This is a genomic window from Paraglaciecola hydrolytica (assembly GCF_001565895.1).
Taxonomy (GTDB): domain Bacteria; phylum Pseudomonadota; class Gammaproteobacteria; order Enterobacterales; family Alteromonadaceae; genus Paraglaciecola; species Paraglaciecola hydrolytica.
Map to the genome: position 1 here is coordinate 705,691 of NZ_LSNE01000003.1, position 12,781 is coordinate 718,471.

Annotated in this window: 7 protein-coding genes; 4 read left to right on the forward strand and 3 right to left on the reverse strand. The window is 43.4% G+C overall.

Annotated elements, in window-relative coordinates; translation table 11 throughout:
• Window positions 1-58 precede the first annotated feature (58 nt).
• Entirely contained in the window at window positions 59-2,563 is a 2,505-nt protein-coding gene (gene pbp4b, locus AX660_RS05670) for a penicillin binding protein PBP4B (protein ID WP_068373755.1), read from the reverse strand.
• Window positions 2,564-3,031: 468 nt separating this feature from the next.
• Between pbp4b and AX660_RS05675 the strand changes: the two genes are divergently transcribed.
• The 4 genes from AX660_RS05675 to AX660_RS05690 all read left to right on the forward strand — a co-directional run bounded on the left by AX660_RS05675 (window position 3,032) and on the right by AX660_RS05690 (window position 10,497).
• Entirely contained in the window at window positions 3,032-6,013 is a 2,982-nt protein-coding gene (locus tag AX660_RS05675) for a TonB-dependent receptor (RefSeq protein WP_068373758.1), read from the forward strand.
• A 349-nt stretch (window positions 6,014-6,362) separates the two neighbouring features.
• Entirely contained in the window at window positions 6,363-8,249 is a 1,887-nt protein-coding gene (locus tag AX660_RS05680) for a glycoside hydrolase family 3 N-terminal domain-containing protein (RefSeq protein ID WP_068373761.1), read from the forward strand.
• 1 nt (window position 8,250) lies between these two features.
• Entirely contained in the window at window positions 8,251-9,453 is a 1,203-nt protein-coding gene (locus tag AX660_RS05685; protein ID WP_068373764.1) for an acyltransferase family protein, read from the forward strand.
• 195 nt (window positions 9,454-9,648) lie between these two features.
• Window positions 9,649-10,497, forward strand: a complete 849-nt coding sequence (locus AX660_RS05690) for a MurR/RpiR family transcriptional regulator (RefSeq protein ID WP_068373766.1) — start codon at window positions 9,649-9,651, stop codon at window positions 10,495-10,497.
• Between the two features lie 99 nt (window positions 10,498-10,596).
• On the opposite strand, the gene AX660_RS05695 is transcribed toward AX660_RS05690, so the two are convergent.
• On the reverse strand, window positions 10,597-11,778 hold the full coding sequence (locus AX660_RS05695) for an exo-beta-N-acetylmuramidase NamZ family protein (protein ID WP_068373769.1): 1,182 nt from the start codon (window positions 11,776-11,778) through the stop codon (window positions 10,597-10,599).
• A gap of 3 nt (window positions 11,779-11,781) precedes the next feature.
• Window positions 11,782-12,705 carry an N-acetylmuramic acid 6-phosphate etherase gene (gene murQ, locus AX660_RS05700; protein ID WP_068373772.1) on the reverse strand — a complete coding sequence of 308 codons (924 nt, stop codon included), beginning with the start codon at window positions 12,703-12,705 and terminating at the stop codon, window positions 11,782-11,784.
• Between the last annotated feature and the right edge of the window lie 76 nt (window positions 12,706-12,781).

Genomic DNA, 12,781 nt, shown 5'->3' on the forward strand with positions numbered 1-12,781 from the left:
AGTCAATACCAGCACAGTAGCCACTAAGCGCAAATAAAAATTAGGCACTTTGTTACTCCTATTTATTGTCTAATATGGCTTCATAAATAAGGCTGATGACACTGCCGTATTTACCGGTTTCAAATAGTTTGCCACTAAATTCAGGCCCCTTGCCTTCTTCTTGTTCAACAATTTCACTGTGACGGGCATTGGTCAGTAGGATTATCGCGAGGTCATAAGCTGGATCAATCACTGTAACTGTCCCCGTCCAGCCGGTATGGCCATAAGCATAGGGGCTGGCATAAGGGCCAAAGTGCCATTTTTGTTGGCCGTGATCGGCACGGCGCCACCCTAGGCCAAAGCTGCCGTCGCCCTCTTCAGGTTTAACAAATTTTTCCAGCACGTCACGTTCAAAAAGTTTATGTTGGCCATAACCACCGCCATTTAACAGGGTTTGGGCTAATACAGCTAGTTCATCTACAGTGGAAAACAAGCCAGCATGGCCTGCGATACCATCTAAAGAATGAAAGGCTTTTTCGTCATGGACCTCACCCTGCAACACGTAAGTACGTACATTGTCAAAATCTACTGTACCACCCCGCGTAGTACCGTATATTTCGGTGGCAGCAAACTGAGTAGGCGTAAACCCCTTACGCAGCGGATTAAATAAGGTATTGTGCAAGTTAAGTGGATGATAGATTTCTTGTTCGACGTAATGGTCAAGACTGTTATGGGTGACACGTTCAATCAACAAACCTAACAACATATAGTCAGTATCGCTATACACTGCCTTAGTTTGACGACCAACAACAAAAGGTACCCGAGTTAACAATAAGTGCTCGGTTTGTTTTTTATTTTGTGAGAAAAAACGTGGCCCTAATTCATTATCTTTAGTAAAAAATCGCACCTGTGGTGAATAACCCGCCGTATGGGTTAACAAATCCCGCACCAAACGGCTTTCGCGCCCCTGACCTTGATATTCGGGCAAATAATTGCTGATGGGTTTGGTTACGTCTATCTTGCCCTCTGATACCAGTTTCATTAAAGCAAAGTTGGTGGCAAACATTTTGGTATTAGAGGCAATATCAAATAGTGTGTCTGTCTGCATTTTTACGGGTGTATCGAGAGGTAGACCACCATCTGCATATTTACGGGCGTAACCATAAGCGCTGCGTTTGATGACTTTACCGTCTTTGAGTACTAGTAATACTGCACCAGGAAAACCATTAGCGACATCGTTATTGATTAACTCATCGACTTTGGCAAATTTGGCCGCAAGCTTAGTGTTATTTTTCTCGCTCCCTTGTTGCAGTTTGGGGTAGGGGATCATCACTTTAATGCTGCTACCCTCAGGCAGTATATTGTCAACTTTTAAGGTGTTTTCACCATTTTTAGTGCGTCGTGCCAAACTGTAGCTATAACGCTGATAGGCTTGTAGTGGCGAGTCGATGTTAAGTTTTTCGCCGTTTATATAAACATCGGCACTTAGGGCATTAAGGTTATCGATAATTATCTCACCTTCACCGGCATAACTTTTAAACACCGTGCGATCGTTAACCCATTCGCGCGTGCTGCGTTCGATATTAGGGAACACTTCATTCACCTGATAAAAACCTAAGGTGATTGGTGCCGCTAGGGGTAACTTTTCGGCTTCGTAGCGTGCAAGTAGAGAGCCTATGCGCTCAGGCATATATTTTTCAATTAAGGCAAATAGAGCGCCAGCTGTTTTGCTGTCTAGCTGACCATTCACCGACCAAGGCATAAAGTGCATTTGAAAGGCCGAGAGGGTATCCACAGTGGCACCATCATTAACAGCGGTTTCGGTTATGCCATAACCATAGACGCGCAAGGCGGACTGCATAAGTCCAACGCTGACGGGCCTGTCATTAAACATTTGCCAGTATTTTTGCAAAGTGTTGTTGTCGTACCAAGCGCCAATACCGGCTTGGTATAGTTGATACCAAGGAAAACGCGGGCCGGGGTCATTTTTGCGAGTAGGTGCAATATCTGAGTGCCCTACTATGGCAGTTGGAGAGATATCCGGATTACGTTTTAGAATATCTTTGGATAACTTGATGAGTAATTCAATTTGTTTGGGATCATAGTCAGGAAAGATACATAACCTGCCTGCGTCATTTTCTCTTTTCTGAGTAGCGGTGCCAGCATTGTCTCGCATGCACTCAGGCACATTAACTATTTCAATACCAATGCTTTGATCATTGAGATCTTCACGTCCTTGCCAGTGACTATTGCCTGCATGCCAGGCACGGCCTGATTCTGCTACTAGCTGAATCACTTTTAAATCGCCATCAGTATACGAAGGATCATGGCGCTCAGGGATTAAATAATGGGAGCTTAAACCTCCTTCCTCTACTAGTGCCTTCACTGATTTTTGATAATCAATGGCGGTGTAATGCATCACCAAAAATTTAATACGTTGGCTATAGTTTTTCGACTGCATATAGGAAATAGGCAGAGTGGCGCAGCTGATCAGCAGTACTGAAACACCACAGATGAAAAGTAATCTAGAACTAAACATCATTTGTGCAGCTATCGCAGATAAAGGTTTAGTACACCATTGCATGAGAGTTTCCGGCTAAAGAATAAATAATTATTAAAAACAATAAGCTAATGAATAATTATTCTACACATATTTTGCAGGTGATAGTAAGAAGTTTTGTTGATTAATTTCTAGCTAAAACTTACAAATTTTCCAGTATTCATCTAACTTAAAGCATGTCTAGAAGGAATTGCACTCGGCTTAGCTAGCTTTTTAAGCGAACGTATAATTTATTACTATTAATTGGAAATATTGGAAAATATTATTCTTGACGTGTCGGGTTATTGTTTGTTAAATGAAGTAGCTCCTTGGTATGTAGAGTGTCAGCAAAAGGTAGCGGTACGAAATAAGCAGGTAAACCGCTCAGAATATAATTAAAAAGAAATAACAGGTGGAACACATGTCAACTCAACACACAAATTTTATAAAAAGGCGCCTGCACCAGGCTCTCAGAAAAACATTCAGGTTTCATAGCTTACAAAGGGGAACATTATGAAAAATTCTTTACGATCTTCTTTACTGTTTGCATCGCTTCTGTCAGGAATGAATGCATATGCTGCCCAGGTAGGTGAAATTGTAGGTAAAATTACTATGCCGGATGGCTCGCCACTTTCCGGTGTATCTATCGAGGTGAAGGGTGATGTACTGCCTAAAGCCCGCACGGTGACATCTAAATCCAACGGTAACTACCGACTACAATTATTGCCACCAGGTAATTATGAAGTCACTTTTACTTCGCCCAGTGGTGAAACGAGAAGCATCAGCATTGCAGTGCAACTTGATCAAAAGACACCGCTTAACATTCAACTCGGTTCTGCAGAGACTGAAAAAGTGGTTGTGTATGGTCAGGCTTTGACGACCTCTACAAATTCCGCTCTGGGTAATTCTCTGAGTGCCGATGCTCTGGCTGCCCTACCAACTGCCGTTGAATATAGCTCGCTGATTCGTTTAATGCCGGGTGTTCAGGTTACTTCAGACAGTGTGCGTGGACCAAGTGCCGGTGCTAGTGGTCAGGACAACGGATACAAATTTGATGGTGCAAACCTGTCTACTCCGTTATTCGGAATTTTGGCATCATCACCATCAACTCACGACGTTGCCCATGTTTCTGTTGAACGCGGTGGCGCCAGAGCCGTTGGTTTCAATCGAAATGCTGGTGTTACTCTGAATACTGAAAGTAAATCAGGTACCGATGAATTTAAAGGGGATGTATCCTATCGCCTGCAAAAAGGTTCATGGCAAGCGGATGACGAAGATGGTCTGAGTACGGAAGATGACATTGCCTACATTACTGTAGGTGCAGGTGGCCCACTTATCGAAGAACAGCTTTATTTCTATGGTTCGTACTATACGCGTGATGATTCAAAAGAAAGTGGCACAAACGCGCGCGGCTCGGTACCAAGTATTACTAACGAACGTGAAGAGTACTTCGGTAAGTTCACTTGGACGCCAACTGAAGACATTCTGGTAAACGCAAGCTATCGCAATTCAGAAGTAAAGACCACTAACCAAGGCATCTTCGAAAATAATTCGGTGTCTACCGCATACGATGGCGTTAATGATTTTGAAGTGTTGATAATTGATGGATCGTGGATCATTAATGACAATACGACCTTAAACGTTTCATATGCCGATACCAAACAGTCTGCGGGCTCTTTCCCGATCAACAATTTAGGGTTTAACGGTCAGTCTGGTGACTCTTTGAACATAGCAGACTTGCCTTCACAGGGTTACTTTGTCGTGCCGTCTCTTGAAACCAGAACGGCAACTGATGCTAACGAACAAGCACTAATTGACGCCTACAATGCGGGTGCTGCGCCACTGATAGCAGCGCATGGTATCAACGGTGAAGCGCTGGGTGCTGTAGGTGCTTATTCGACAATCAACGACAACGCCTATTTAAGCAATAACTTTGAAATTTCGCTGGAACACGTGATTGAAACTGACAACACGACCCATGAACTCTATTTTGGTTTTCAAGTAGAAGAAGGTTCAGAAGAACTTGATCGTGTTTCTAATGGTTGGGGCTCAATTTCCTATTGGGGAGGCATAGACCAGGATGCCGGTGGTATTATCGCTCCGGGTACTGATACAGCTCCTGTCGGCACGGTTTATCGCGCAACCGTTCAAACTCGTGGCTTCAGTGAAGGCGGTCTGACCGGCTCATTGGTGTCAAAATCTAAGTCAAATACTTTTGCATTTAACGATACTATATACTGGGAGGACTGGATCTTTGATGCTGGCTTCTTAATCAGCCAGGACGAGATCTTTGGTCAAGGCTTACGCAAAGCCGACACTAGCTCTGGTTGGGAAGTAGCTCGTGGTGAGACTTATGTGATGAAAAAAGTTGGTTTCAGTGAAACATTCCAGCCTCGTTTAACGGCTACATGGGAATACAGTGATAGTGCCTCCGCGTTTGTAAGTTTTGCAAGATATAACCCTGCGGTAAGTTCCCTTGCTCGCGCGGCGTCTTGGGATCGTGCTACTGATGGCAGTACCACCTGGGTTTATTTTGATGAAAACGGCAACTATCTTGATTCTGAAACCAATATATCTTCTACAGGTAAGCTGTTCGCAGATGGTCTTAAGCCAAGAACTTTGCAAGAGATTATGATTGGTCACCAAATGGCCTGGGACAATTCTTGGACAATTCGCAACCACCTTCGCTATCGTCGTACCTGGAATTACTGGGAAGATACCAACAACGACTCTCGAATCATTTATGATGCGGAGTACTACAAGGGTGCTTATGCCGGATTTGCAGAATTGTATCCGGATCTGGTTGCTGCAGCCAATGCAGGTGCGTTTGACTCACCAGATCCTAAAGACCTGTATATACCACTTAACAACTTGGTTGGCGAGCGTACTTATGTTATTGCTCAGTTGGATGGCGCCTTCACCAAGTATCTGGAAGCGAGTCTGGAAGTTGACTACAAGTCTGATAAGTTCTTTTCAACAACGTCATTGGTTTGGAGTCACTACTACGGCAACTTTGATCAGGATAACGCCACACGTTTCGACAATGACCAAGGTACATTCATTGGTTCTTCGAACATTGGAGACTCCTCTTACGGACAATTGTGGGGCAGCTTAACTTCAGGCGATCTGCGCGCAGATCGCACCTGGCAGTTTAAGAGCTTCGGTGCCTACGACCTTCCATGGAATGCATCGTTGGGTTATCTGGCTTACTGGCAATCTGGTCACAAATGGGAGCATCAATTTGCGAGTACCCAGTATCTGGAGACCCGTGGTAGCCGCGAAACGCCAAGTCATATGCAATTGGATTTGAACTATACCCAGAACTTTGACTTTTCAGAAGATTACGCTCTGAAACTGCGTTTGGACATATTCAACGTATTTGATAAGCAAACTGGTTATAACCCTGAGCCACGCTATAACAGTTCGGCACTGGGCGAATACCGTAGCCATGAAAATCCGCGTCGTGTTCAGGCGACCGTATCTTTAAGCTTCTAAAGGATTAGTGTTTGTAAATATGGCCCCGTAATGTGAGTACGTTGCGGGGCTTTTTTATACTTTATAAGTGCTTAACTAACAGGTGACTCGTGCAGTCTTAGGCTACCTTGATCAGCGTTTATTTCTACGTTGACCCCAATAGGTAAAATATTGTTGATAACTTCTCAGTAGGCGCAACTTTCAATGATCTGGATTGCGAGTCCTGATGGCGCATTCTCCAAATATAAAGCTCAGAGTTACCCCTTGCGCCAAAGAGGACTTAATAAATATCCGCCGCTACACACAGTAAACCTGTAAAGTGGAGATTTATTAAGGTGGATGAAAAATAAATTAGTAAAGATTTGAAACGATGATTTTGGGGAAGATAGTGTTTTTAATAAATAAAGTGTTTCTGATATTGGCATTATTAACAACCGTCTCATGTGCGATGAAACCTACAGCAGATCCGCATCTAAACCGCTTAATTGCTCAAAAACTGATGCTGGATATTCGTTATTATTGTGCTGATGCCAAAGCAGATGAAAACTGCACTACGCCAGTGACAGCTTTGCCACCAGCCTTAAGTCAGATGCTCACTGATACAGGTATTGGTGGTGTGGTGTTGTTTGCCAACAATCTTGAAAATACTCAGCAGATGTTGCAACTCAATTATGCCCTGCAACAAGCCGCACAGCGTGGTGGCCACTCCCCTCTATTTATCGCTATCGATCAAGAAGGTGGTCGAGTAGTTCGAATTCCGCAAAATTTAGCGACTTCATTTGCCGGTAATATGGCGATTGGTGCAACTTATAAACAGTATGGTACCAAGTATGCGCAACAAAGCGGCGAAATCTTTGCCAAAGAGCTACTTGCTTTAGGTTTCAACGTGAATTTTGCTCCTACTGTTGATGTAAACGTTAACCCTTTAAACCCGGTGATTAATGTTCGCTCATACGGTGAAGATGCCAATATGGTGGCGCAGTTGGGTACGGTGCAAATGGCTGCCATGCAAAGCCAAGGTATGATGGCTACGCTTAAACATTTCCCTGGTCACGGTGATACCAGTGTCGATAGCCACACCGGTTTACCTCGGGTTGATCATGCTTTGAGTCAAATCGAAAATACCGACTTATTACCTTTTCAATATGCCATTGATAATGATGCGCCAGCGATGATCATGACGGCGCATATTCAGTATCCACAACTGGATAACAGTGAATTTATCGCTAAAGACGGTAGCAAGGTTATTTTGCCTGCGACTATGTCACGAGCGATTCTGACTGACTTGCTACGTAATAAAATGGGTTTTAAAGGAGTGATAGCTACCGATGCTTTGAATATGGCAGGTATAGCGCATTATTTTGATGAAACCGAAGCGGTAATCCAAACCTTTGCGGCTGGCTCAGATATCGCGCTGATGCCTATAGCCATTCGCAGTCCAGCGAATATTGCCAAAGTAACAGCACTGATCAATGACGTAGCCAAGGCTGTGCGCTCTGGTCGTTTAAGCAGGCAAGAATTCGAAAGGTCTGCTCAACGTATTAACCATCTTAAGCACCAATATAATATTGCGCAGTTTTATATGCAGCCCTTGGAACAAGCAGTGGTAAAAGCCTCAGATATCTTAGCTGCTCCACAACATCGTATGGTCGAGCAGGAACTAGCAGACCATGCCATTGTTGAGATTAAAAATCAGGGCGCTTATCCATTAGCGAATAAAGTTAAAAATATCCTATTAAGCATGCCCGACACCACTAAATGTATGGCTTTTACCCTCGCCTTAAAAAATCGTTTAAGTGGTGCCAATGTCAATTGTCTCAGTTTGGCACACGCAGATAAGTCAGCCAATATGACCGCACTTAAACAGGCCGATGTGGTGATCGCCGCAGACATCTCTCCCGACCAAAGTTTGGCCGAGTTAGGTGGTATGGATGATATTGTTAATTGGCGCCAACGTGCGCCCAAAGAGCAACAGATCACTCAGCAGTTAGCGCTACTGCAAGCCGCAAAAGCCCAGCAAAAAACCACTATTTTTGTTAGCTTACGCACTCCCTATAACACGCCGCAGTTTGCTCAATATGCCGATGCTGTATTGGCCACTTTTTCCTACAACTTAAATAAAACCGAACACATGGATGATCACGGACGTATGGTTATCCAATATGAGGGAGCTATTTATAACGCGCTGGCAGATATATTGACTGGGCGTAAAACTGCCAGTGGTTCTTTGCCAGTATCGGTTGATTGGAAAAACTAAAATGTTTAGGTTGTTAAGATCACATTGCCAGTCGATTTTAGCCAACCAGCCAATTAATCGTCTGCTGGCACTGGATGTGTTTCGCGGTATCACTATTACCGCGATGATCTTAGTTAATAACCCTGGCAGTTGGCAGTATATTTATGCCCCGATGAAGCATGCAGACTGGCATGGCTGGACTTTAACCGACTTAATATTTCCGTTTTTTATTTTTATTGTTGGTATCGCTATTACCTTATCAGGCACCAAACAGCTTGAACAAGGCAAGAGCCGTGGCTCGATACTAAAACATGCGGCACTGCGAATGGTAAAGCTGATCTTGCTCGGCTGGTTTCTAGCCTTGTTTTATTACAACTTTACTGCAGACAGTTACAACTGGATAGAACAGCGTTTATTGACCATGCGTTTTATGGGGGTGCTACAGCGTTTGGCTTTGGTGTATTTTGCCTGTGTGCTGTTGTGGTTATATTTATCTAATCGTTTATTGCAAATGTCCTTTGTTGTTTTGTTAGTAGGCTATTGGATGACATTGTGGTTTATCCCTTACCACGATGTTTTGGGTAAACCCTATTTGGGGCTAATGGAGTTTGGCAACAATCTGAGTGCTTGGCTTGATAGCCAATTGTTTAATCCTCAACATTTGTATTATAAAACCGCCCAGCCCTTTGCCTTTGATCCTGAAGGGGTGCTGAGTACCCTACCCGCCATTGCGACAGGATTGTCGGGTATTTTTGTAGGTCAATGGTTAAGCAAGCCAAATTTTAACAACCTTGCTAAAGCCAAATGGCTACTACTCGTTGGTATTATAGCAGTAGGACTCGGCGAATTATGGGGTCTATATTTTCCTATCAATAAAGCCTTGTGGACCTCAAGTTACGTGTTACTTTCGTCGGGTTATGCCTGCGTCATGTTGGCTGCCTTGATTTACCTACTGGATTGCAAAAATATTAAAAATTGGAGCGCACCTTTTGTGGTGTTTGGTGCCAATAGCATCGCCTTTTTTATGTTTGCCGGTGTAGTAGCGCGCTTGCTGATTATGATCCCTGTGGCTGATAGCAGTTTAAAAGGCTGGTTGTATACGCAAGTTTTTCAACCTGCCTTTGGAGAGTTTAATGGTTCTCTGGCTTTTGCCATCGGATTTTTAATCATGTCTTATGGGGTGATGTACGTTATGTATCGCCGTGGGCTTTTTTGGAAAGTGTAGGAGACCATCACATCAAGTTACTTGAATAATAATTTTTCAATAAATAGGTGAATAAAATATTACGGCTATAATTTGACATTAACATCAAAAAAAAACACGCAAAACCAAGATAACTAGCTGATTTCTATTTATTAACAACGGAGGCTTAGGTTACACTTATTCCAAGTTTAAAAATAAAATATTTTATGAGTGTCGATGTCTACTTTTACCAAAATTAAGGCCTTAAAAGGTTCTTTATCCAGTAGTGAACTTAAGTTAGCTAAATTTGCCCTTGATTCATCCAATGTAATCCGTGAGCTGTCTTCCCAAGAATTAGCCAATGTGGTGGGTGTTAGTCAGTCCAGCGTAGTTAAGTTCGCGCAAAAGTTGGGTTATAAGGGGTATCCCGCTTTTAAATTGGGGATTATTGATGCCCTCAATCATGCGACCACTAATAACAACCTGCATGGTAAAATTACCATTAACGACAGTTTCAGTCAGATGTCGGATAAATTATTAAGCAGCAAAATTTCGGTATTAAGCGAAACGCAAAAACTTAATGACGAAAAGGCCTTTTTGGCGGCCGTCGAATTACTGAAATCAGCGAAACGCATACTGATTTGTGGTTTGGGTGGCTCTGCGTTAGTGGGCAAAGACTTCTCTTATAAACTACAGAAGTTAGGTATGTTAGCCATAGAAGAGCCAGATACCCATGCCCAATTGGCCTTTGCTGCGACGTTAACAAGCAATGATTTGGTTTTTGCCATCAGCGAATCTGGCACCACTAAAGAGATAGTTAATGTAGTCACTCAAGCTAAACGTAATAACTGCAAAATAATCTCCATTACCCGTTACGGCAGTAATCCTATCTCTGATATGGCAGACGTTAAGTTGTACTCCATCGCTGATGAAGAATCCGCTCGTTTATCTTCTATTTTGGCCAGAACCGCACAAGAATTTATCATCGATATCTTGTTTATCGCCATTACCCAGTCGTCGCGCCAAGGCAGGCAAATATTGGAAAAAACCAATACAGTCGTGGGTGAGTTTAGGCGTTTGTCTTAGTGCGCTATCACGGTGCTTACTTTTAAAAGCATCGCTTCGCGACCGCAAATCGTTAGCTCACGACTCGAAGCTCGTTGCTCAATGCTGCTGTTAGATTTCTCAAAAATCAGGATAGAGTAAATAAGGCAAACGTTGTTGTTTAAATGCCTGCAAACCTGTTTGCCAACTTTGTTGGATTTGCTCAAGGCTTTGGCCTTGTTCGATGGCGAGGCGTAATTTGTCGGTACCGGCCAGTTTGTCCATAAAATCTGCGCGTTCGAAAAAACGCAAACCTTGTTGGGTAAATTGTTGATAGGCGCTGATGAACAAGCTTAAATCTAAGCCTTGTATGTCGCTGTTACGCAAATCGATACCCATTGATAGCTTGCCTTCAAGCTTAGGGTGTAGGGATGCGCCAGGACGTGATTCTGGGCTAAATTCAAAACTACCAAGTGCAACAGTGTCATGCCCCATTACCTGAAACGGAAAGTCGGTGCCTCTGCCAATGCTCACTGGTGTTGCTTCAAAAAAACATAAGGATGGATATAACTGGATTGATTGGCTGTTAGGTAAGTTAGGGCTGGGTGCTATGGGTAGCTCATAGGTCATATCTCGGCTGTAATGGGTATTACTGATGGTACTTAGTTTTAAGTCATTAGCCTGATTTATCCAGCCTTCGCCTTTAATCATTAAGGCCAGCTCAGCGACCGTCATACCGTGTAATACGGGGATGGGGTGCATGCCGACAAAAGACTGAAATTGTGGATCTAAAATCGGGCCATCAACAAACTTGCCATTAGGGTTGGGTCTGTCAAACACCATAAACTCGACACCCGTTTCGGCGGCGACTTCCATCATATAGTGCATGGAACTGATGAAAGTATAAAAGCGTACACCTACATCCTGAATATCAAAAATTATTACATCCAGTTCAGCCATCAGCTCTGGATCAGGTTTTTTGTTCTTGCCATAAATCGACGTAATAGCAATGCCCGTAAGGCTGTCGACGTCGTTGTTAACATGGGCGCCAGCATCATGATCACCACGAAAACCATGTTCTGGGGCAAAAACTCTAGTGACCTTAATGTTGTTAGCCAACAAATAATCCAGCAGATGTTGCTCACCTACGCGGGATGTTTGGTTAACTACCAAGCCCACTCTTTTGTTTTGTAATAGAGGTAAATACAGCTCGCTGCGCTGTGCCCCTACTTGTATTTTGGCGGCACTAATCTTTTGTGAACAGGCAGATAATCCAAGGACTAGCAACAAAACGACGCAAAATTTGTGGAATAAGTGAGTCATAAACTATGCGATTTTAGCTTGTACGGCTTTACGTAAAAAGCCATGGTGCTGTTGTAACGACGCCACAGCATCTGCAGCGCTGACACCGGTGAGTATCATCATGATGGCGACTTTGGCTTCATTACCCGCCTGTTGCATCGCTTGAGTTGCTGTTTCCTCGTCGCAGTCTGTCGCTTGCATCACTATCAGTACCGCTCTGGCATAGAGTTTTTCGTTACTGGCGTTTACGTCAACCATCAAGTTTTGATAGGTTTTGCCAATGCGGATCATGCTGGCAGTGCTTAACATATTAAGAATGAGTTTTTGTGCGGTACCCGATTTCATGCGGGTTGAGCCGGTAAGTATTTCTGGGCCTACCGCTGCGCAAATTTCAACATCGGCCTCTTTACCAATCGCTGAATTAGGGTTGCAACTAACTGATACACTTTTAGCGCCAATTTCACGGGCATACTTAAGTGCAGAAATAACATAGGGGGTACGGCCACTGGCAGCGATACCTACTAAGACATCTTTGGCATTGAAGTTAATGGCTTTTAAGTCGGCAATGGAAGCGCTTTGATTATCTTCAGCACCCTCAACCGCACGTTTAATCGCTTTTTCTCCGCCAGCAATAATTCCTATCACCATGTTTTCGTTAACGCTGAAGGTTGGCATGCATTCAACTGCATCGAGTATACCTAAACGGCCACTGGTACCGGCGCCCAAATAAATAAGTCGCCCTTGTTGCTGAAAGGCTTCAACAATAAAATCCACTGCCTTGCCAATACTGGGTAAGGCCGGTTTGATAGCCAAGGCAACTTTTTGATCTTCATCGTTAATTTTTTGAAGGATCTGTTCGGTGGTTAACAAATCTATATCTAAAGTATCGTTATTACGGGTTTCAGATAATATCGAGTGGAGTTCGTTCAAAAGTGGATTTCGATTCATTATTTTTTCACTTTAGCTGGAATTTTATTTGTTCAATGTGGGTAGTGTATTTTAATTCCCAGATAGAACCTACTTA

Coding starts and splice junctions, on each gene's coding strand:
- AX660_RS05690 (WP_068373766.1), top strand. CDS start 9,649: ATGTCTACTTTTACCAAAATTAAGGCCTTAAAAGGTTCTTTATCCAGT.
- pbp4b (WP_068373755.1), bottom strand. CDS start 2,563: ATGCAATGGTGTACTAAACCTTTATCTGCGATAGCTGCACAAATGATG.
- AX660_RS05685 (WP_068373764.1), top strand. CDS start 8,251: ATGTTTAGGTTGTTAAGATCACATTGCCAGTCGATTTTAGCCAACCAG.
- murQ (WP_068373772.1), bottom strand. CDS start 12,705: ATGAATCGAAATCCACTTTTGAACGAACTCCACTCGATATTATCTGAA.
- AX660_RS05675 (WP_068373758.1), top strand. CDS start 3,032: ATGAAAAATTCTTTACGATCTTCTTTACTGTTTGCATCGCTTCTGTCA.
- AX660_RS05695 (WP_068373769.1), bottom strand. CDS start 11,778: ATGACTCACTTATTCCACAAATTTTGCGTCGTTTTGTTGCTAGTCCTT.
- AX660_RS05680 (WP_068373761.1), top strand. CDS start 6,363: ATGATTTTGGGGAAGATAGTGTTTTTAATAAATAAAGTGTTTCTGATA.